This window comes from Microbacterium sp. sgz311019 (assembly GCF_056135325.1).
The window spans coordinates 173,572-194,700 of the sequence record NZ_JBWAXO010000003.1; the positions used below are offsets into that span (position 1 = coordinate 173,572).

Sequence of the window (21,129 nt, forward strand, 5' to 3'; positions counted from 1 at the left end):
CACCTTATCCGGTAGTGCGGACTTCGGGGAGAGGCGCCGACAGCACGAAGCGACGACCGAGGTCGCCGCTTCGTGCTGTCGTTCGCAGGGGTCAGCCGGCCGACGCCGCCTTGGGCGTCGAGGGCGACTGGACGACGATCTTGCCGTCGATGATGTCCTGCTGCAGCTTCTTCAGGTCGTCCGTCAGGCCGGAAGGAAGCTTCGACTCGAAGTCGTGGAAGCTCGAGAGGCCGACGCCTTCGTTCTTCAGCGTGCCGACATAGGTCGTCGCGTCGAACTTGCCCTGCCCGCCCTGCATGACGGCGTCGCGCACGGCGACGTCGATCCGCTTGAGGATCGACACCAGGGTGATGTCGGCGACACTCGGGTCGGCGACGGCGAAGTCGCTGTCGACGCCGAGCATGACCGTGTCCTTGCCCTGCGCGCGGATCGCCGCGGCAGCGCTCAGGTAGATCGGTCCGCCGACGGGCAGGATGACGTCAGCACCCTGGTCCAGGATGCCCTGAGCGGTCTGCTTGGCCGTGTCGTTGGCGGCGAAGCCACCGGTGAAGGAGCCCTTCTGGGTCGCCTTGTCCCACCCGAACGACTGGACGTTCTTGCTCTTGTCGGTGTTGTACTTGGCGACGCCGTCGACGAAGCCGTCCATGTAGATCGACACCGGCGGGATCTGCATGCCGCCGAAGGTGCCGACCTTCTGAGCGTGCGAGTAGGCCGCCGCGGCGTAGCCGCCGAGGTAGGCCGCCTGCGCGGTGTCGAACAGGAGCGGCTTGATGTTCGGAGCATCCGTCTTGCCGTCGTTGTTCGCGTCGGCCGGGTCGTCCACGATGGCGTAGTCGATCTTCGGGTTCGCCTTGGCGGACTCGATCGTCGCGGCGGAGAGGTTGAAGCCCACCGAGACGATGTAGTTGCAGCCGCCCGCGACGAGCGCCTGCATGTTCGGGGTGTAGTCGCTCGCCGACTTGGAGGTCACCTGGGTGAACTTGATGCCGAGCGAGTCGGCTGCCTCCTTCATGCCGTTCAACGCCGACTCGTTGAACGAGTGGTCGTTGAAACCGCCGCTGTCGGAGACGATGCAGGGCTTGAATCCGGCGACGGCCTTCGCGCCGCTGCTGCTCGAGGTAGCGGTCGGCGCCGAGCCGCAGCCGGCGAGGGCAAGGAGCAGGCTCGCGGCAACCCCAGCGCCGATCAGCTTGCGAGTGGTAGAGATGGTCAACTCACGCCTCCACGTCTTTTCCCCAGCGGATCTCGCGAGGGCTGTATAGAAGTTACCCAGCATGACCGCCGATTTGCATGCTGGCAAAGCGCCTGAGGTGAATGGTTATGAACCCGAAATAAGCGGGCTCAGAGGACGTCGGTTCCGCCGTTCATCTTGAGGGCGTCCACGATGCCCTTCACGCGCTGCGCGTTCTCACTCGTGGTGACCAGGAGAGCGTCGTCCGTGTCGACCACGACGATGTCGTGCACCCCGATCAGGGAGATCACGCGAGAGGTCTGCGAGACGACGATCCCGCTGGAGGCGTCGGCGAGGACGCGGGCGTTCTGGCCGAGGATCGCGAGGTCGTTCTTGCGGCCGCCCGAGTTGAGCTTGGCGAGGCTCGCGAAGTCGCCGACGTCGTCCCAGTCGAAGTGGCCGGGGATCACCGCGAGACGCCCCTTGGCCGCCGCCGGCTCCGCCACGACGTAGTCGATGGCGATCTTGGTGAGGGTCGGCCACACGCGGTCGACGACAGGACCGCGGCGATCGCGGTCGTCCCAGGCCTCCGCCAGGTCCATGAGCCCCGCGTACAGGTGCGGGTCCTGCTCGGCGATCTCGCCCAGGAGGACGTCGGCGCGTGAGATGAACATGCCCGCGTTCCAGAGGTAGCGGCGGTCGGCGAAGTACTCCTTCGCCGTCTCGAGGTCGGGCTTCTCGACGAATCGCTCGACGAACGCCGCCTCGGGCGCGCCGTCGACGGGCAGCTCGCCGGCCTTCAGGATGTAGCCGAATCCGATCGACGGCTCGGTCGGCTGGATGCCGATGGTGCAGATGTATCCCTCGCGTGCGACGGCGACCGCCTGCTGCACGGCGAACTCGAAGGTCCGCAGGCCCCGGATGACGTGGTCGGCTGCGAACGAGCCGATGATGACGTCCGGCTCACGCCGGCTCAGGATGGCCGCTGCCAACCCGATCGCGGCGGCCGACTCGCGCGGCTCCGACTCGAGGAAGACGTTCTTGTCCGGGATGCCGGGCAGCTCCTTCTCCACCGCGGCGCGGTGGGCGCGCCCCGTGACGACGGCGATGCGATCCGCCCCGGCGAGCGGCTCGAGGCGATCCCACGTATCGCGCAGCAGCGTCTGACCGGAGCCCGTGAGGTCGTGGAGGAATTTCGGCGCGTCCGCCCGCGACAACGGCCAGAGGCGGCTGCCGACACCCCCCGCGGGGATCACAGCATAGAAGTCTTCGATCGGCTGCGGCATGCGCTCCAGGCTACCGGGCGATGCTGATCGTCCCCGAGAGCCGCACGACAGGATCCGGCGGCACCCGGCGCACGGCCGGGTGCCGCCGGACGGGATCAGCCCTGCCGGGGCGAGGTCCCCGGCGTCGCGTCGCGAAGCGATGCGAGCATGGCGTCGAACGCGGGCTTCGGCGAGTAGTCGTTCTCGAAGATCGTCGCCCAGCCCTCGCCGGGGAAGACCGCGGGGACCCACGACTTGGAGTCCGGGAAGCCCCAGACGGTGAAGGACGTGCACGCCGAGACGTTCAGGCAGGCCTGGAGCATCGCGTCGTAGCGATGCGTCTGCTCGGCGACCTGGGCCGGCGTCGGACCCGTCTCACCGGCCTGGAGCGGGATGCGCACGTCCGCCTCGGTGATCGCGACCTGGAGCCCCAGAGCGGCGAAGCGCTCGAGCTCGGCCTGCAGAGAGGTGTCGTACCCGTACAGGAGGCTCAGGTGACCCTGTGCGCCCATCCCGCCGAGGGGCACGCCATCGGCCAGCATGCGCTTCGCGAGCGCGTAGTACGCGTCGGTCTTCTCGTTGATGCCTTCCGCGTTGTAGTCGTTCATGAACAGCACGGCGGCCGGGTCTGCGGTGTGCGCCCAGCGGAACGCATCCTCGAGGAGTGCGACCGGATCCGCTGCACAGGCGTGCAGGAAGGGGTTGGCGGTGGTCCGCAGCTGAACCCCGCCGGGCTCCCAAGTGTCCTGGAAGATCTCGTTCGCGACGTCCCACTGGTAGATCCGGCCCTTGAAGTGCCCGACCACAGTCTCGATGTGGTCCTTGAGCACGGATCGGGCCTGATCGCACGTCCAGGTAGGGCTCGACTCGGTGACCCATGCCGGATTCTGGCTGTGCCACAGCAGGTTGTGGCCGCGTACCTTCTGGTGGTTGGCCTCCGCGAATGCGACGAGGGCATCGGCCGACGTGAAGTCGTAGACGTTCGGGGCGGGGTGGACCGCATCCCATTTCATGTCGTTCTCCGGCGTCAGCGAGGAGAACTGGTCGGTGAGCACCTGCTGGAACCGGGTGGGCGCGCTGGGGTCGTAGCCCATGATCTCGCGCTTGCCCCAGACGGCGCTGCCGATGGCCAGGTCACGCGGTGCCGCGTTGCGCAACGAGTCCTTGTCCGAGTGGCTGAAGCCCGGAGGTGCGGACGCCGCGGCGCACAGCGGAAGGACGATGGCCGCAGCGGTAGCGGCCACGAGAAGCGATCGGATGGATCGGCGCATGAAGTACTCCTGACATCGTCGTCGGACATATGCACCACTCATTCGGCGCATATGTTGTCTTGCCCGCTAAATCCTGCGCGACGCCTGCGCAGAGGTCAAAGAGTTTCGAACGGTTTTCGACGATGCCGACTGCGAGCCCGTCCGGTCCGGGGTACCTCGTGGCTGGGAATAGGATGAATGAGGCGCCCGCGCGACGCCAGGGGCTCCCCAGCCCCTCCCCCAGGGCTCGAAGCCCACCGTTTTCGATCAGGGAGGACGGCCGTGTCCGCACCAGCACGCCTCACACCGCAGATCTCGGAAACCACCTCGAAAGTCCCGCGCGGCACGCTGTACCGCGGCCGCGAGGGCATGTGGTCCTGGGTCCTGCACCGCATCACCGGCGTGGCGATCTTCTTCTTCCTGCTGGTGCACATCCTCGACACCGCGCTCATCCGCGTGTCACCGGCCGCGTACGACGCGGTGATCGGCACCTACAAGAACCCGATCATGGGGCTCGGCGAGATCGTGCTGGTCGCAGCCATCACTTATCACGCGTTCAACGGCCTGCGCATCATCGTCGTCGACCTGTGGTCGAAGGGCGCCCGCTACCAGCGCCAGCTGTGGTGGGGCGTCATCGGGCTGTGGGCGATCACGATGCTCGGATTCGTCCCCCGCCAGCTCATGGTCATCGTGGCCGAGATGTCCGGCACGAAGTAAGGGAGACGACGACATGACCTCCGAAACCATCGCCGCTCCCCGCACCCCGGCACCCTCCCGTCGCAGGGGATCCAACCTCGAGAAGTGGGGCTGGATCTACATGCGCGCGTCGGGCGTGCTGCTCGTGGTCCTCATCTTCGGCCATCTGTTCATCAACCTCGTCGCCGGCGACGGCGTGCGCCAGATCGACTTCGCGTTCGTCGCGGGCAAGTACGCCACGCCGTTCTGGCAGTGGTGGGACGTCATCATGCTCTGGCTCGCCCTCATCCACGGCGCGAACGGCATGCGGACGATCGTCAACGACTACGTGACCCACGCAGGCACGCGCCGCGTGATGGTCTGGGCGCTCTGGCTGGCGGCCGCATTCCTCATCCTCCTCGGCACGCTGGTCGTCTTCACCTTCGACCCCTGCCTGGGAGTGACTCCGGGCAGCGAGCTGGCCGCCATCTGCAAGGCCTGAGGCCTGCGCAGGGACGACAGCGACGCACCAGGATCAACAGCGACGTAGAGGCAAGGGCATACACCACGTGAGCACGCAGACCGCGGATTCGATCGTCAAGGACGGCGTCCACTACCACCAGTTCGACATCGTCATCGTGGGCGCCGGCGGCGCCGGGATGCGGGCAGCCATCGAGGCGGGCCCCGGCGCGAAGACGGCCGTCATCTCCAAGCTCTACCCCACGCGCTCGCACACGGGCGCGGCGCAGGGCGGCATGGCGGCGGCCCTCGCCAACGTCGAAGAGGACTCCTGGGAGTGGCACACCTTCGACACCGTCAAGGGCGGCGACTACCTCGTCGACCAGGATGCGGCGGAGATCCTGGCCAAGGAGGCCATCGACGCGGTCATCGACCTCGAGAACATGGGCCTGCCGTTCAACCGCACGCCCGAGGGCAAGATCGACCAGCGCCGATTCGGCGGCCACACGGCCGACCACGGCAAGACCCCGGTCCGGCGGGCATGCTACGCCGCCGACCGCACGGGTCACATGATCCTGCAGACGCTGTTCCAGAACTGCGTGAAGCTCGGCATCAACTTCTTCAACGAGTTCTACGTGCTCGACCTCATCACCGTCGGCGAGGGGGCGCAGAAGCAGATCGCCGGAGTCGTGGCGTACGAGCTGGCGACGGGAGACCTGCACGTCTTCCAGTCCAAGGCCGTCATCTTCGCCACGGGCGGCTTCGGCAAGATCTTCAAGACCACCTCCAACGCGCACACGCTCACCGGCGACGGCGTCGGCATCGTGTGGCGCAAGGGCCTGCCCCTCGAGGACATGGAGTTCTTCCAGTTCCACCCGACCGGCCTGGCCGGACTCGGCATCCTCCTCACTGAGGGCGCCCGCGGTGAGGGAGCGATCCTGCGCAACGCGAGCGGTGAGCGCTTCATGGAGCGCTACGCCCCGACGATCAAGGACCTCGCGCCGCGTGACATCGTCAGCCGCTGCATGGTCCAGGAGGTCGCGGAGGGCCGCGGCGCCGGTCCGCACCGAGACTACGTGCTGCTGGACTGCACGCACCTGGGCGCCGAGGTGCTGGAGACGAAGCTCCCCGACATCACGGAATTCGCCCGCACCTACCTGGGCGTCGACCCCGTGGTCGAGCCGGTGCCCGTCATGCCGACCGCGCACTACGCGATGGGCGGCATCCCGACCAACAACAACGCCGAGGTCCTCTCCGACAACACGACCGTCGTGCCGGGCCTGTATGCCGCCGGCGAGTGCGCGTGCGTGTCGGTGCACGGCTCGAACCGGCTCGGCACGAACTCGCTGCTCGACATCAATGTCTTCGGCAAGCGCGCCGGCCGCAACGCGGTCGAGTACGTCAAGACCGCGGAGTTCGTGCCGCTGCCGGAGAACCCGGCGAAGGCCGTCCACGACATGATCGAGGGCCTGCGCAACAACGCGGGCACGGAGCGCATCGCCGTCCTCCGCAAGACCCTGCAGGACGAGATGGACCGCAAGGCGCAGGTGTTCCGCACCGACGAGTCGCTCGGCGAGGTGCTCGACACCATCGAGGAGCTGCGCACCCGCTACCTGAACGTGCACGTGGACGACAAGGGCAAGCGGTACAACACCGACCTGCTCGAGGCCGTCGAGCTCGGCTTCCTCCTCGACCTGGCGGAGGTCGTCGTCTACACGGCCCGCAACCGCAAGGAGAGCCGCGGCGGCCACATGCGCGACGACTTCCCGAAGCGGGACGACGAGAACTACATGCAGCACACGATGGCCTACCTCACCGGGGACGCGCACTCGTCGGATGCCGAAGACCACATCACGCTCGACTGGAAACCGGTCGTCGTGACCCGCTACCAGCCGATGGAGAGGAAGTACTGATGTCGACCGTTGTCGCTCCGGACGCCGTCGCCGCAGTCGAGGAGACGACCGCGGACACCGGCATCCAGTCGTTCCTCGTCACGTTCATCATCCGCCGCTTCAACCCGGAGGTGGACGAGGAGCCGCGCTGGGTGGACTACGACGTCGAGGTGTACTCGACCGACCGCGTGCTCGACGCGCTGCACACCATCAAGTGGGAGGTCGACGGGTCGCTCACGTTCCGACGCTCCTGCGCCCACGGCATCTGCGGGTCGGATGCGATGCGCATCAACGGCCGCAACCGCCTCGCCTGCAAGACGCTGATCAAGGACCTCGACATCTCGAAGCCGATCTACGTCGAGGCGATCAAGGGTCTGCCGCTGGAGAAGGACCTCGTCGTCGACATGGACCCGTTCTTCGCGGCGTACCGGGACGTCAAGCCGTTCCTCATCGCGGACTCGAAGCCCGAGGCGGGCAAGGAGCGCATCCAGTCGGTCGCCGAGCGCGAGCGCTTCGACGACACCACGAAGTGCATCCTGTGCGCCGCGTGCACCTCATCGTGCCCCGTGTTCTGGACGGACGGCCAGTACTTCGGGCCCGCCGCGATCGTCAACGCGCACCGGTTCATCTTCGACTCTCGCGACGACGCGGGTGATGTGCGCCTGGACATCCTCAACGACAAGGAAGGCGTGTGGCGCTGCCGCACGACCTTCAACTGCACCGAGGCGTGCCCGCGCGGCATCGAGGTGACGAAGGCGATCGCCGAGGTCAAGCAGGCCGTCCTGCGCGGTCGCTGACCTGCTCGTCGGGAGTCGTCGCCGGGGCGTTCGCCGCGACGACGACGGATGCGGCGTCCGCGAGTCGCTAATCTGACTCCGTGAGCCGTCCTGGGGTCCCGCACGGCGCTGCCTCCTCACCGGGAGACGGCGCCGAGTCGTCGCGCACGGCGGCGGCGCAGGCCGAGCGCGACGAGAAGGACCTCCGGGCGCGGTTCGACGAGCGGCAGGAGACGCTGCGGCAGCGGTTCGACCAGCCGATCGCGCGCGCGACCGCTCTCACGCAGCGGACGCTCGCCTGGTTCCCCGTGCGCGTCTGGCGGAACTTCCTGCAGCACGACGGCTTCATCCTCGCCGCGGGCGTGAGCTACCAGGCGCTGTTCGCCGGCTTCGCGGCGATCTACGTCGTGTTCGCGATCGCCGGCGTGTGGCTCGGCGACAGCGCGAACGCGGCGGCCGCGATCACCGACATCATCAACAACTTCATCCCCGGGCTCATTGACGAGAACGGCCTCATCAAGCCTCATCAGGTGCAGGAGATCGTGAGCCAGAACTCCAGCACGCTCACGATCACGGGCGTCATCGCCCTCGGCACCCTCGTATGGACCGCCATCAGCGCGATCTCCTACGCACGGCGGGCGGTTCGCGGGGTCTTCGGTATCCCCCCCGACCGGCGCAACTACTTCTGGCTGAAGACGCTCGACCTGATGGCTGCGCTCGTCTTCGGCGCGGGTCTCTTCCTCGGCACTGTGCTCCTCACCCTCGGCACGTGGGCCCTCCAGTTCACGTTCGACTTGATCGGGCTCAGCAACACCTCGAAGGCCTCGGCGGTGACGATCCAGCTGCTCACGGTGGTGGCGTTGCTCGTCGTGAACATCCTCCTGATGGCAGGCCTGTTCCGGTTCCTCACCGGGACCAAGCTGTCGTGGCGTCGCATCATGCCGGGTGCCGTGCTCGGGGCGAGTGCGACGACCCTGCTGCAGCTCGGCTTCGGTCTCTTCCTCGCGTACACCCCGTCCAATCCCCTGCTCGCGTCGTTCGCCGCCGCCATCGTCCTGCTCCTGTGGTTCCGCCTCATCGGGATCGTGCTGCTGGTGGCCGCATCATGGATCGCCGTCGCGGCGAAGGACAACCACATCCCGCTCCTGCCCGTCACCGAGGCGGAGCGCCTCGCCGCCGAACACAGAGCTCTGCTGGTGGCCGCGCGGGTGCGGCTGCGCACGGCGCAGGAGGCCCGCGCGACAGCTCCGTGGTACCGGCGCTGGGCGGCGGACCGCGCGATGCGAGAGGCCGAGGACGAGCTCGAGCAGGTCGAGGCGGCGACCCCCGCAGTGGCCGCCGCGGCCGGCGCGCACCACGGGCCGCGGGGGCAGAGTCCGGGCGACCCGCGACAGCCGTGAACGTCGGAGCCCCTCGCTAGGCTGGCACACATGCCACGCCGCGTACGCATCGCCGCCATCAACGTCAACGGGATCCGGGCGGCGACCCGCAAGGGCATGCTCGAGTGGCTCGCCGATGCCGACATCGACATCATGGCGCTGCAGGAGGTGCGCGCCACGGCGGAGGAGCTCGCCGTCGCACTCCCCGGGTGGACGATCGTGAACGAAGAGGCCGTCGCGAAAGGCCGGGCCGGTGTCGCAGTCGTTTCCCGCATGACGCCGAGCGCGCTCGTTCCGACCCTCGGCGATGACACCGTGGACTCCGCCGGCCGGTGGCTCGAGGCATCCTTCGACATCGACGGCGAACGCCTGACGGTCGTGAGTGCGTACGTCCACACCGGTGAGGCGGACACGCCCAAGCAAGACCTCAAGTACGCGTTCCTGGATGCGATGGAGGCACGGCTGCCCGTGCTGCGGGCCGAGTCGCCGCTCGCGCTCGTCATGGGCGACCTGAACGTCGGCCACCGCGAACTCGACATCCGCAACTGGAAGGGCAACGTCAAGAAGGCGGGCTTCCTGCCCCGCGAGCGCGCGTACTTCGACCGCTTCCTCGGGGACGGCGAGGTCACGGGCGCGGACGGTTCGACGGGCGTGGGGCTCGGCTGGGTGGACGTCGGACGCCGCTGGGCCGGCGAGGTCGACGGGCCCTACTCGTGGTGGTCCATGCGCGGCCGCGCATTCGACAACGACACAGGCTGGCGTATCGACTACCACCTGGCGACCCCCGAGCTCGCCGAGCGCGTGACGGACTATCGCATCGTGCGAGCGCCCTCCTGGGACACCCGGTGGAGCGACCACGCTCCGGTCGTGGCGGACTACACGATCGGGGACTGAGCGGGCGCACCCGGACGGTAGGGGCCGAAGGCCCTCCCCTAGACTCGTCGGGTGACCAAACCGCGCCTCTACTCAGGAATGCAGCCCTCGGCCGACTCCCTCCAGATCGGCAACTACATCGGGGCCCTGATGCAGTGGCGCGACCTCCAGGAGTCCTACGAGGCGTTCTTCTCGGTCGTCGACCTCCACGCCCTGACGCAGCCGAACGACCCGCACGAGCTGCGCGCCAAGACCCGTCGCACGGCCGCGCAGTACATCGCGGCCGGCATCGAGCCGTCGAGGTCCACCCTGTACGTGCAGTCGCACGTTCCCGCGCACGCCGAGCTGGCGTGGATCCTCTCGACGGTCACAGGCTTCGGCGAGGCCGGCCGGATGACACAGTTCAAGGACAAGTCGCAGCGCTACGGCGCCGATGCCACCTCGGTCGGCCTCTTCACCTACCCGGTGCTGATGGCCGCCGACATCCTGCTGTACCAGACCGACATCGTGCCCGTCGGCGACGACCAGAAGCAGCACGTCGAGCTCACCCGCGACCTCGCTGAGCGGTTCAACTCGCGCTTCGGTGAGACGTTCCGCGTGCCGACGCCCGTCATCCAGAAGGAGACGGCCCGCATCTACGACCTGCAGAACCCGACGGCCAAGATGTCGAAGTCGGCGGAGTCAGATGCCGGCGTCCTGTGGATGCTCGACGACCCGGCGGTCTCGGCGAAGAAGGTCATGCGCGCGGTGACCGACAGCGAGGGCTCCGTGCGCTACAACCGCGAATCGAAGCCCGGGGTGTCGAACCTGCTGGTGATCTACGCAGCGCTGACCGGCCGCCAGATCCCGTCGATCGAGGACGAGTACGCCGGCCGCGGCTACGGAGACTTCAAGAAGGGCCTCGCCGAGGTCGTGGTCGAGGAGTTCGGGCCGGTGCGCGAGCGCGCCCTGGCGATGCTCGACGACCCGGCCGAACTCGACCGTGTGCTCGCCCAGAACGCCGGGCGCGCGGAGGAGGTCGCCAACGCGACACTCTCCGACGTCTACGACCGGGTCGGACTCCTCCGCCGCGTCTGACCTGCCTCGGCTCGAGCCGGCCCCGACTCCGCCAGGGGTACCCGTTCTCAGTCTGAGGCGCCGGCTTCTGTCGGCGGCAAGCGAGAACTCGGCATGATCCGGTCGTCGCAGGCGAACACAGACTGAGAACGGGTACACACGTCACCGCGGGATCACCGGCGCAGGTCGAGCCTGCGGCTCACCGGCGCAGGTCAGGCCTGCGGCTCACCGGCGCAGGTCGGGCCTGCGGCTCACGGCACCCGTCGGGCGTCCAAGTCAGCGCACCGCGTCGGCGCGACAGGTCACCGCTCAGACGCATCCATTCGACGACGACTGTCGACGAGACCGCGCAACGCGTCGACGACGCTCTCGTGCTGATAGAGGATCATCGACGCGGTCAACCGAAGCGTCGGGTAGCCGAGGGCGGCGAGCGCCGCGTCGCGGGTCCGATCCTTCGCCTGCTGACCCCAACTGGAGTGGAACTCCTTGCTGTCGCACTCGACGATCAGCCAGCCGTCGACGAGAAGGTCCACCCGCGCGCTCCCATGCGGGAGCTCGAAGTGCACCTGAAGTTCGACCTGGCAGCCCAGCAGCAGCGCGATCAGGCGCACGAGCGTCTCGGATCCCGCTTCGGCACGCCCGTCGAGGAGGGGTCGAAGCACCCGCTTACACGCAGGCAAGGCGGCGAAGATCGCGTCCAGGTCACGAGGGGCGATCACGCCGAGATGAAGAGCGCTGTCCAGCGTGGCGATCGCGTGGCGCGGCTCCTGACAGAGCACGGCATGGATGAGGGCATCGATAGGACCGACGCATCCCTCTGCGACCTCCGCAGGACGCGCGAGTGAGCCCCAGTGCAGCGTCTCGCGGCGTCGCGCTCGTTCGGGCAAGGGGCCGTCACGTATGTCGGCCGAGCGTAGTCGGCTGCTTCCGCGATCGATCTGCACGTGGATCGCAGCGGGCGGAGTGGCCACGAAGACGCCCATACGCCGCAGAGCGCTGAGACACGTCAGGAGGCCGCCGACGCGAATGGCCTTCACAATCTCGTCCGGAGTGTCGCCAGGGAGATAGCAGTCTCGATGCGCTCGGATGAGATCGCCGTCGGCTATCGCTCGACTTATCGACCGCCGGGTCATCCCTCGACTGCGCAGTTCCGCTCGCGTCGCTGCGATGTCGGGTAGCACCATCCTTCAGATCGTCGCTGCGGGCAGATGGTCCGCGATACGCGACCCGCTCGAGGTTGAAAGGCCGTTCGATGACCGCGCTGTGGAGGATCCGCGTCCGCTCTCGCCAGACGATGGATGAGCCCGTTCTCAGTCTCGACCCGGTGCCCGCCGTCGGTCCTCCCCGTGATTCCGGGACGGCCGACGATCGAGATGAGAAGAAGACTGAGATCGGGCACGTGGCGGCCGGCCGCGGTACATCCGTCACGACCGAGGGACAGGACGACGGCCTCCCCCGCGTCCGTGGAGCGTGCCAGGATGGGCGCATGCCCGAGATGCCGGAGGTGCAGGGGCTCGTCGACTTCCTCGGCGGGCGCACGACCGGCGTGCGCATCGTGCGGGCGATGGTCGCCAACATCGCGGCCCTGAAGACCTACGACCCTCCCGTGGAGGCCCTGAAGGATGCCGAGATCACCGGCGTCTCGCGCCACGGCAAGTTCCTCGACATCTCGACGGCGAAGGACGGGGCGGCCGGCCCCCACCTCGTCTTCCACCTGGCCAAGGCCGGGTGGCTGCGGTGGTACGACCAGCTTCCGACGACGCTCATCAAGCCCGGCCGCACACCCATTGCGCTGCGGGTCGCGCTCGCCGACGGCTCGGGGTTCGATCTGACCGAAGCCGGAACGAAGAAGTCGCTCGCGTTCTACGTCGTGCGCGAGGCATCCGATGTTCCGGGCGTCGCGCGGCTCGGACCGGACCCGCTCGATCCGTCGTTCACGCGGGACGTGCTCGCGGGGATGCTCGCGGGTCGACGCACCCAGATCAAAGGGGTGCTGCGCGACCAGTCGATCGTCGCCGGCATCGGCAACGCGTACTCCGATGAGATCCTGCACGCCGCGAAGATGTCACCGTACGCCCTGGCCTCGTCGCTGACCGACGAGGACGTCGACCGGCTGTACGCGGCGACGATCTCGACTCTGACGGATGCCGTCGCGGAGGCGACGGGCAAGCCCCCGGCCGATCTCAAGGATGCGAAGCGCCGAGGGATGCAGGTGCACGGCCGCCGCGGCGAGACCTGCCCGGTGTGCGGCGACACCGTCCGGAGCGTCTTCTTCGCCGACAACTCGCTGGAGTACTGCCCGACGTGCCAGACGGGCGGGAAGATCCTCGCGGACCGTCGACTCTCGCGCCTGCTGAAATGAGGGACGCCTCGACTGCCTCGCCACTCTTCCAGAGCGACGGTTGACGGGTCACTCGACCCAGTCGAGGGATTTCGAGACGGCCTTCTGCCACGTGCGGTGGCGCTGCTCGCGCTCCTCGACCGGCATGACCGGCTCGAAGCGGCGGTCCTCCTGCCAGTGCGCGCGCAGGTCGTCTAGGCCCGCCCACAGCCCCGTCGCGAGTCCGGCCGCATAGGCGGCGCCGAGGGCCGTCGTCTCGACGACCGACGGGCGGACGACGGGGATGCCGAGGATGTCGGCCTGGAACTGCACGAGCAGGTCGTTGTGCGTCATCCCGCCGTCCACGCGCAGCTCGTCGAGCTCGCGCCCGGTGTCGGCGGTGACGGCCTCCAGGACGTCGCGCGTCTGGAAGGCGGTGGACTCCAGGGCCGCCCGCGCGATGTGCGCCTTGGTGACGTAGCGCGTGAGGCCGACGAGCACGCCGCGCGCATCCGGCCGCCAGTATGGCGCGAACAGGCCTGAGAAGGCCGGGACGAAGTACGCACCGCCGTTGTCGTCCACGGATTCGGCGAGCGTCTGCACCTCCTGCGAGGTCTTGATGATGCCGAGGTTGTCGCGCAGCCACTGCACGAGCGACCCCGTGACGGCGATCGAGCCCTCCAGCGCGTAGTGCACCGCATCCGTCCCGCACCGGTACGCGACCGTCGTGATGAGCCCGTGCGTGCTGCGCACGAGCCGGGTGCCCGTGTTCACGAGCAGGAAGTTGCCGGTGCCGTATGTGTTCTTCGATTGGCCCTCGTCGAATGCGGCCTGACCGAAGGCCGCAGCCTGCTGGTCGCCGAGGATGCCGGCGACCGGTACACCGCGCACCACGGCGGGCAGCTGAGCCGTCCCGACGACCTCCGAGGAGGATCGGATGGCGGGAAGCATGGCGCGCGGGATGTCCCACACCCCCAGGAGCTCGTCGGACCAGTCGAGCGTCGTGAGGTCCATCAGCAGCGTGCGGCTCGCGTTCGTGACATCGGTGACGTGCTCGCCGCCGGAGGGCCCGCCGGTGAGGTTCCAGACGATCCATGTGTCGGGCGTGCCGAAGAGGATGTCCCCCGACTCGGCCGCGTCGCGCGCACCCGGGACGTTGTCGAGGATCCACGCGAGCTTGGAGGCGGAGAAGTACGTCGCCAGCGGGAGGCCCGTGATCCCGGTGATCCGCTCGGCCCGGTCGGCGAGGCGATCGAGGCGGTCCTGTGTCCGGGTGTCCTGCCACACGACGGCGTTGTACACCGGACGCCCCGTGCGGCGATCCCACACGATCGCCGTCTCCCGTTGGTTCGTCACGCCGATGCCCGCGAGATCGGCCGCGTGCAGCCGCGCCTTGCCGAGCGCGTGCGAGACGACCCACTCCGTGTTGGTCCAGATCTCGACCGGGTCGTGCTCGACCCATCCGGCCTGCGGGAAGATCTGCGCGTGCTCGCGCTGAGCCGTCGCGACGATTTCCCCCTGCCGATCGAACACGATCGCCCGCGTGGACGTCGTCCCCTGATCGATCGCCATCACATGCTCGGCCACGTCGCCTCCTCGAATGGATGCCGCACCCCGCGCGGCCCCGCCAGGCTATCGCGGCGCCGGCCCCCAGCCGTCGATCAGCACGGGTGTTAGCGGGTGAGCGGGATGGGACCGGTCAGCGTGCCGCCGTCGTCGCTGCCCGACGCGTCGTCGTGCGCGGCCGCCTCGGGAGCCGCGGGCACGGCGGCGTTGACCTTCGAGAGTCCGCGCTCGACCTCGAACGCCTGGCGTGCGGCATCCCACCCCAGAACAGGGGCGATCGCCTCGGCGATCTCGGTCGCCGCCTCGGCGGTGGCACCGCCGGTGAAGGCGATGCTCGTGCGCCGCATCAGCATGTCGTCCAGATGGACGACCTGCTCGGCGCGGGCGAGGTGGCGGAGCTCGCCCGTGGAGTACGCCGGAGCCGCGGCCAGCGGCGCATCCGTCGGATCCGCCGCGATCGCACGGATGACGTCCGCGGCCACGGTGCCGTACCGGTCGAGAAGCACGGAGGCACGGGCGCCGGAGACAGCGGGGTGGCCGACGATCCACTGACGGCGGGCGCGCTCGGTCGTCGGGTATCCGCGGCCGCCGCCGATCGCGAGGCCCCTCGTCGAGCGCACGCGCGAGCGCGCGAGCAGGCCGAGCACCCGGTCTGCGAGGTGCTCCGCCGAGGCGCGGAACGTGGTCCACTTGCCTCCGACGAGGCTCAGGACCGTGGCCGTGGGCGCCGTTCCCTCCTCCAGCGGTGCCTGCTCGATGCGGTAGTCGCGCGAGACGAAGCCCGGCGACACGTCGTCGTGGCGCGGCAGCGGGCGCACACCCGCGAACCGGTGGACGATCTGCGAGCGGTCGACGGGGATCTCCGGCAGCACGTGCGCGATGAGGTCGATGAAGTAGTCGACCTCCTCCTCGGTGCACACGATCGGGTCGGCCATGTCGTGGTCGATGTCGGTCGTGCCGACGAGGACGCGGCCCTTGAGCGGGTAGATCAGCACGATGCGGCCGTCGCTGTGCTCGAAGAAGAGCTCGCGCCCGCCGGTGGCAGCCAGCAGGCGGGGGTGATCGAGCACGATGTGCGAGCCCTTCGTGCCCCCCATGAAGCGGGTGGGGCTGCCGAGGGCGGCGTTCGTGACGTCGGTCCAGGGTCCGGAGGCGTTGACGACGACGGATGCCGCGAACCCGGTCTCCTCTCCCGATTCGACGTCGCGCAGCACGACGCGGCCGTCCTTGACCGCCACCGCCGCGGTGTAGTTGGCGGTGCGGGCGGTGCGGTGCGCCGCATCCCCCGATCTCGTGCGGGCCCCGGCCGCCAGACCGTCCCGGACGAGGTCGAGCGCCAGCCGCTCGGGATCATGGAGCGAGGCGTCCCAGTAGGTCGCCGTGTACTTCACGTCGGGGCTCAGGTCGGGGAGGTCGCGCAGCGACTGGGCCCGACCGTGGAACGCGTGCCGCGGGACCACGCCGCTCACCCGGAAGAGCCCGCGTGAGAACGAGTCGTAGATGACGAGCCCGATCTTGATGAGGATGCCGCCGCGCTCGGCGGGCCTTCCCGACCCGTGGCGGAGGAAGCGCAGCGGCGCGCCGATGACGCCCGAGAAGGTCGAGAAGATCGGGATGGTGGTCTGCAGCGGGCGGACGAAGTGCGGGGCGGTGCGCAGGAGCGCGTTGCGCTCGGTGACAGCTTCGTGGACGAGCCGGAACTCGCCGTTCTCGAGATAGCGGATGCCGCCGTGGATCATGTGCGACGACGCGGCGGAGGCGCCGCTGACGAAGTCGCCGCGCTCGACGAGAGCGACGTCGACGCCCTGCAGCGCGAGGTCGCGGAACGTCGCGATGCCGTTGATGCCTCCGCCGATGATCAGGACCTCGGCGTACGGGCGGGCCTTGAGCGCGTCGAATCCCTCTGCGATCGGGTCGTGCTGCTTTTCCCCAGAACGGACGGACATGATTCCCCTTCCCCACCTCAAGGCTACGGGGTCTGAGAGCACCCACGGCCGTCCCACAGGCGACACGGAATGAAACGGCGTCGCCCGCGATTACTAGACTGGGAGCAGAACGAAAACGTGCTCCGGGGTCGGTGAGAATCCGAACCGGCGGTGACAGTCCGCGAACCGAGGCGCTCCCCTCTCCGGGAGGGGCGGCGCCGAGGCCGATCCGGTGGAATTCCGGGACCGACGGTGATGTGTGCGGCAGTCCGAGGACTGCGGCCCGCGAGTCCGGATGGGAGGCAGCACGACGGCAGCCGCATTGCCCGCCGTCGACACCGTCACAGACCCGGTCACGAAGACACGACAGGAAGACGGATGACGGCAACCGACGTCGAGCGGCGCGAGCATCGCGCCCACGTCGAGCGTGCGGCGATGGCACGCGCGCTCGAGCTCGCGCGGCGCGGTCCCCGCGGCGTCAACCCGCAGGTGGGCGCCGTGATCCTCGCCCCCGACGGCGGCGTGCTCGCCGAGGGCTGGCATCGCGGCGCGGGCACGCCCCACGCCGAGGTCGACGCGCTCTCCCGGCTCGCGCCGGGAGCAGCCCGCGGGGCCACGGCCGTCGTGACCCTGGAGCCGTGCAACCACACCGGCCGCACCGGCCCGTGCGCCGTCGCGCTCATCGAGGCCGGCGTGGCCCGCGTCGTCTATGCCATCGCTGACCCCGGCGATCACTCCTCGGGCGGAGCCGACCGGCTTCGGGCCGCCGGCGTCGAGGTCGAGTCCGGTGTCGGCGCCACCGAGGCGTCGGCGCTGCTCGACTCGTGGCTCGAGGTGCAGCGGCTCGGCCGTCCGTCCGTCACGGTCAAGTGGGCGCAGAGCCTCGACGGCCGCGCGGCCGCCGACGACGGCACGAGCCAGTGGATCACCGGGCCGGCCGCGCGCGAGGACGTCCACCGCCGCCGCGCCCTCGCCGACGCGATCGTGGTCGGCACGGGCACGGTGCTCGCGGACGACCCCGCCCTGACCGCCCGCAGCGCCGATGGAGGGCTCCTCGAGTCGCAGCCCGTTCCGGTCGTCATCGGGACCCGTGAGACGCCGGCGGATGCCGCGCTCCGGCGCCACCCGCACGAGCCGCTGTTCTTCGACGGCCCCGAGCTGCGCCCGGTGCTCGAAGCCCTGCGGGAGCGCGGCATCCAGCGCGTGTTCGTCGAAGGCGGGCCGGCGCTCGCCTCCGCGTTCCTGCGCGAGGGCCTGGTCGACGAGGTGCTCGCCTATGTCGCCCCCGTCCTGCTCGGGGGCGGGCGGCTCGCCCTCGGCGACATCGGGGTCGGCACGATCGCCCAAGCGCGGCGACTGGCCGTCACAGCCGTCGAGCGGCTCGGCGACGACCTGCTCGTGATCGCCCGGCCCGCACCGCACCCGGCCGCATCGCACCCAGAAGACCAAGAAGAAGGAGACGCCTGATGTTCACGGGAATCGTGGAGGAGATCGGCGAGGTCACCGCCGTCGCGCCCTCGGGAGACGGCGTGCGCCTCACCGTGCGCGCTCCCCTCTCGGTGTCTGACGCCGGGCACGGCGACTCGATCTCCGTGAGCGGCGTCTGCCTGACCGTCGTCGACCAGGGCGACGACTGGTTCACCGCCGACGTGATGAAGCAGACGCTCGACATGTCGACGCTCGAGGGCGTCGCGGCGGGGCGTCGTGTCAACCTCGAGCGCGCGACGGCCGCGCACGGCCGCCTCGGCGGCCACATCGTGCAGGGTCACATCGACGGCACGGGCGAGATCGTGGAGGTGCGGCCTGGCGCCCAGTGGCGCGTCATCCGCGTCGGCCTCCCCCGCCACCTCGCGCCGCTCGTCGTCGACAAGGGCTCGATCGCCGTCGACGGCGTGTCACTCACGGTCAGCGCCGTGAGCCCGGCGGACCTCGACGACCAGTGGTTCGAGGTCTCGCTCATCCCCGAGACGCTCACGGCGACGACGCTCGGTGAGCGCGCACCGGGCGAGCGTGTGAACCTCGAGACCGACATCCTGGCGCGCCACGTGCAGCGGCTCCTCTCTTTCGCGGCACCGGCCGCACCCGCGCTCCCCGAGGGCGCCTTCACGGAAGGAGGCTCACGATGAGCCTTGCCACGATCCCCGAGGCACTCGACGCGCTGCGCGCCGGGCGGCCGGTCATCGTCGCCGACGATGAGAACCGCGAGAACGAGGGCGACGTCGTCCTCTCCGCCGAGCTGGCGACCCCGGAGTGGGTCGCGTGGGCGGTCCGCTGGTCGAGCGGGTTCCTGTGCGCGCCGATGCCGACCGACTGGGCGGATCGCCTCGACCTTCCCCCGATGGTGTCCGTGAACGAGGATGCGCGGGGCACGGCGTACACGGTGAGTGTCGACGCCGCCGACCGCATCTCGACCGGCATCAGCGCGACCGACCGCGCTCACACGCTGAACGTGCTGGCGAACCCCGCATCCACCCCCGCATCCGTCATCCGTCCTGGGCACATCCTGCCCCTGCGGGCGGTCGACGGCGGCGTGCGCGAGCGGGGCGGCCACACCGAGGCGACGGTCGAGCTCATGCGGCTCGCGGGCCTGCAGCCGGTCGGCGTCATCGGCGAGGTGGTCGCCGAGGACGGCGGGATGATGCGCCTGCCCGGGCTCCTCGAGCTCGGTGAGCGCGACGGGGTGCCGGTCATCACGATCGAGCAGCTCATCGCGTACCTCGACGAGCACGAGCCGTGCGACCCCTCTCAGCGTGCACAGCACCGGCGCCGGGTGAGCCTGCGCGCGGAGGCGCATGTGCCGACGGCGCACGGGTCGTTCCGCTTCCTCGCCTACAAGGACCGCGTGACCGGCACCGACCACATCGCGGTCGTCTCAGGCGAGGTGCAGGGCAGTGCCCCGCTCGTCCGGGTGCACTCGGAGTGCCTCACGGGCGAAGCGTTCGGCTCGCTCAAGTGCGAGTGCGGCCCCCAGCTGGAGGCGGCGCTCGATGCGATCGAGCAGGACGGCGGCGTCGTCATCTACATGCGCGGTCACGAGGGTCGCGGCATCGGCCTCATCAACAAGCTGCGCGCCTACAGCCTTCAGGAGCGCGGCCTCGACACGGTCGACGCCAATCTCGCGCTGGGGCTTCCGGCTGATGCGCGGGACTACGCCGCGGCCGCCGGCATCCTCGCCGATCTCGGCGTGGAGAAGGTGCGCCTGCTCACCAACAACACCGACAAGGTGAACCAGCTGCGCGAGCTCGGCCTCGACATCGTCGAGCAGGTGCCGCTGCTGGTCGGCATCGGCCCCAACAACCACCAGTACCTCGCGACCAAGCGCGACCGCATGGGCCACATCATCGCCGACGGAGACCTGGAAGAGGCGCTCGCCCAGATGCACGCAGGAACCTCCAACGAGGGGGCCGAGCAGTGAGCGGGCACGGAGCTCCCGAGCAGGAGCGAGTAGATGCGTCGGGTCTGTCGGTCGTCGTCGTCGCCGGGACGTGGCACGAGGTCATCACGAACGGCATGATCGCCGGAGCGGCGCGGATCCTCGACGCGTCCGGCGCCTCGTGGCGCCTCGTGCGCGTCGCCGGGTCGTTCGAGCTGCCGGTCGTCGCGAAGGCGGCCCTCGAAGCGGGTGCCGACGCAGTCGTCGCGCTGGGCGTCATCATCCGCGGAGGAACCCCGCACTTCGAGTTCGTGTCGTCGGCCGCCACCGACGGGCTCACGCGCGTCGCGCTCGACACGGGCAAGCCCGTCGGGTTCGGCGTGCTCACCCTCGACGACGAGCAGCAGGGCCTCGATCGCGCGGGCCTGCCCGGTTCGAAGGAGGACAAGGGAGCCGAGGCGGCCGACGCCGCGCTGCGGACCGCCCTCACCCTGCGAGAGCTGAGCGCACAGGCCTGACGGATCAGTTGGACGAGCCGTCGTCGGAGCTGGGCGGCGGCACAGGCTGAGAGCCGTTCTGGCCTCCGGGGACCCGCGGGCCGCGCTGGCCGCCGTCCTGTCCGTCGTCGCGACTCTGGCCGTTCTGGCCGTAGCCGTTCTGCCCGTTCTGGCCGTAGCCGTTCTGGCCGTTGCCGTTCTGCCCGTTCGCACCGCCGCCGGGGCGGCTGAAGCCGTCGTCGGCGAAGCGATCGCTGCTCGAGCCCGTCGACTCGGCGGACGCCCAGCCCGCGCCGAACCCCCCACCGAGCAGCACGACAGCGGCCACGACCGCGCCGGAGATCCGCACGCCTGTGCGCTGGAGGAACGGCTTCGCCGGGGAGACCACGGCGGCGGACATGATGGGTCCGGGCGGAGACGTCGGGATCGGTGAAGCCCCGCCAGGCGGAGCCGGCGGGACATCGCCGGGGGCCGCCGGCGCCGCTGCCGCCGGTGCGGGAGAGGAAGGGACCTGGCCGGCGTCGGCCGGCGGCTGCGAGGCGGGCACCGCAGCGGTTTCGTCGTCTGTACTCATGGCACGCACTCTTCCCTGCCGCCACCAAGGCCAGGCCAAGATCCCGCGGCTCGCGGGAATCTCATCGCCGACTCATGA

Annotated in this window: 19 protein-coding genes; 12 read left to right on the plus strand and 7 right to left on the minus strand. The window is 69.6% G+C overall.

Features of this window, described 5'->3' with window-relative positions; translation table 11 throughout:
• Nucleotides 1–91: 91 nt before the first annotated feature.
• The 3 genes from AC0NZN_RS06280 to AC0NZN_RS06290 form a co-directional block, all read right to left on the minus strand.
• A complete protein-coding gene (locus tag AC0NZN_RS06280) occupies nt 92–1,213 on the minus strand; it encodes a BMP family lipoprotein (protein ID WP_474591422.1) in 1,122 nt (373 codons plus the stop codon).
• Nucleotides 1,214–1,341: 128 nt separating this feature from the next.
• Nucleotides 1,342–2,457 (minus strand): mannose-1-phosphate guanylyltransferase, encoded by a 1,116-nt coding sequence (locus tag AC0NZN_RS06285; RefSeq protein ID WP_474591423.1) that lies wholly within the window; start codon nt 2,455–2,457, stop codon nt 1,342–1,344.
• Between the two features lie 95 nt (nt 2,458–2,552).
• Nucleotides 2,553–3,707 (minus strand): endo-1,4-beta-xylanase, encoded by a 1,155-nt coding sequence (locus AC0NZN_RS06290; protein ID WP_474591424.1) that lies wholly within the window; start codon nt 3,705–3,707, stop codon nt 2,553–2,555.
• Nucleotides 3,708–3,968: 261 nt separating this feature from the next.
• Here AC0NZN_RS06290 and sdhC point away from each other — a divergent pair, with 261 nt between their 5' ends.
• The 7 genes from sdhC to trpS all read left to right on the plus strand — a co-directional run bounded on the left by sdhC (nt 3,969) and on the right by trpS (nt 10,817).
• Nucleotides 3,969–4,403, plus strand: coding sequence for a succinate dehydrogenase, cytochrome b556 subunit (gene sdhC / locus AC0NZN_RS06295; protein ID WP_474591425.1), 435 nt, complete (start codon nt 3,969–3,971; stop codon nt 4,401–4,403).
• Between the two features lie 13 nt (nt 4,404–4,416).
• Nucleotides 4,417–4,863 carry a succinate dehydrogenase hydrophobic membrane anchor subunit gene (locus tag AC0NZN_RS06300; RefSeq protein ID WP_474591426.1) on the plus strand — a complete coding sequence of 149 codons (447 nt, stop codon included), beginning with the start codon at nt 4,417–4,419 and terminating at the stop codon, nt 4,861–4,863.
• A gap of 67 nt (nt 4,864–4,930) precedes the next feature.
• Entirely contained in the window at nt 4,931–6,733 is a 1,803-nt protein-coding gene (gene sdhA / locus AC0NZN_RS06305; protein WP_474591427.1) for a succinate dehydrogenase flavoprotein subunit, read from the plus strand.
• Nucleotides 6,733–7,509, plus strand: a complete 777-nt coding sequence (locus AC0NZN_RS06310) for a succinate dehydrogenase iron-sulfur subunit (RefSeq protein WP_474591428.1) — start codon at nt 6,733–6,735, stop codon at nt 7,507–7,509. Before sdhA ends, AC0NZN_RS06310 begins: the two co-directional genes overlap by 1 nt.
• Nucleotides 7,510–7,589: 80 nt before the next feature.
• Nucleotides 7,590–8,888 (plus strand): YihY/virulence factor BrkB family protein, encoded by a 1,299-nt coding sequence (locus AC0NZN_RS06315; RefSeq protein WP_474591429.1) that lies wholly within the window; start codon nt 7,590–7,592, stop codon nt 8,886–8,888.
• A 30-nt stretch (nt 8,889–8,918) separates the two neighbouring features.
• Complete coding sequence (locus tag AC0NZN_RS06320; RefSeq protein WP_474591430.1) at nt 8,919–9,761, plus strand: exodeoxyribonuclease III; 843 nt, start codon at nt 8,919–8,921, stop codon at nt 9,759–9,761.
• 51 nt (nt 9,762–9,812) lie between these two features.
• A complete protein-coding gene (gene trpS / locus AC0NZN_RS06325; RefSeq protein ID WP_474591431.1) occupies nt 9,813–10,817 on the plus strand; it encodes a tryptophan--tRNA ligase in 1,005 nt (334 codons plus the stop codon).
• Nucleotides 10,818–11,098: 281 nt separating this feature from the next.
• On the opposite strand, the gene AC0NZN_RS06330 is transcribed toward trpS, so the two are convergent.
• Nucleotides 11,099–11,683, minus strand: coding sequence for an endonuclease domain-containing protein (locus tag AC0NZN_RS06330; RefSeq protein ID WP_474591432.1), 585 nt, complete (start codon nt 11,681–11,683; stop codon nt 11,099–11,101).
• A gap of 599 nt (nt 11,684–12,282) precedes the next feature.
• Here AC0NZN_RS06330 and AC0NZN_RS06335 point away from each other — a divergent pair.
• Complete coding sequence (locus AC0NZN_RS06335; protein ID WP_474591433.1) at nt 12,283–13,158, plus strand: Fpg/Nei family DNA glycosylase; 876 nt, start codon at nt 12,283–12,285, stop codon at nt 13,156–13,158.
• A gap of 48 nt (nt 13,159–13,206) precedes the next feature.
• Here AC0NZN_RS06335 and glpK read toward each other — a convergent pair whose 3' ends face one another.
• Nucleotides 13,207–14,703, minus strand: a complete 1,497-nt coding sequence (glpK, locus tag AC0NZN_RS06340; protein ID WP_474591434.1) for a glycerol kinase GlpK — start codon at nt 14,701–14,703, stop codon at nt 13,207–13,209.
• A gap of 86 nt (nt 14,704–14,789) precedes the next feature.
• A complete protein-coding gene (locus AC0NZN_RS06345) occupies nt 14,790–16,628 on the minus strand; it encodes a glycerol-3-phosphate dehydrogenase/oxidase (protein ID WP_474591435.1) in 1,839 nt (612 codons plus the stop codon).
• Nucleotides 16,629–16,985: 357 nt separating this feature from the next.
• Between AC0NZN_RS06345 and ribD the strand changes: the two genes are divergently transcribed.
• The 4 genes from ribD to ribH are packed head-to-tail and all read left to right on the plus strand — an operon-like array spanning nt 16,986 to nt 20,498.
• Entirely contained in the window at nt 16,986–18,074 is a 1,089-nt protein-coding gene (gene ribD / locus AC0NZN_RS06350; RefSeq protein WP_474591436.1) for a bifunctional diaminohydroxyphosphoribosylaminopyrimidine deaminase/5-amino-6-(5-phosphoribosylamino)uracil reductase RibD, read from the plus strand.
• A complete protein-coding gene (locus tag AC0NZN_RS06355) occupies nt 18,074–18,733 on the plus strand; it encodes a riboflavin synthase (RefSeq protein WP_474591437.1) in 660 nt (219 codons plus the stop codon). The genes ribD and AC0NZN_RS06355 overlap by 1 nt, the downstream gene beginning before the upstream one ends.
• Complete coding sequence (gene ribA, locus AC0NZN_RS06360) at nt 18,730–20,022, plus strand: GTP cyclohydrolase II (RefSeq protein WP_474591438.1); 1,293 nt, start codon at nt 18,730–18,732, stop codon at nt 20,020–20,022. The genes AC0NZN_RS06355 and ribA overlap by 4 nt, the downstream gene beginning before the upstream one ends.
• Nucleotides 20,019–20,498 carry a 6,7-dimethyl-8-ribityllumazine synthase gene (ribH, locus tag AC0NZN_RS06365; RefSeq protein ID WP_474591439.1) on the plus strand — a complete coding sequence of 160 codons (480 nt, stop codon included), beginning with the start codon at nt 20,019–20,021 and terminating at the stop codon, nt 20,496–20,498. Before ribA ends, ribH begins: the two co-directional genes overlap by 4 nt.
• Nucleotides 20,499–20,502: 4 nt before the next feature.
• On the opposite strand, the gene AC0NZN_RS06370 is transcribed toward ribH, so the two are convergent.
• A complete protein-coding gene (locus AC0NZN_RS06370) occupies nt 20,503–21,051 on the minus strand; it encodes a hypothetical protein (protein WP_474591440.1) in 549 nt (182 codons plus the stop codon).
• Between the last annotated feature and the right edge of the window lie 78 nt (nt 21,052–21,129).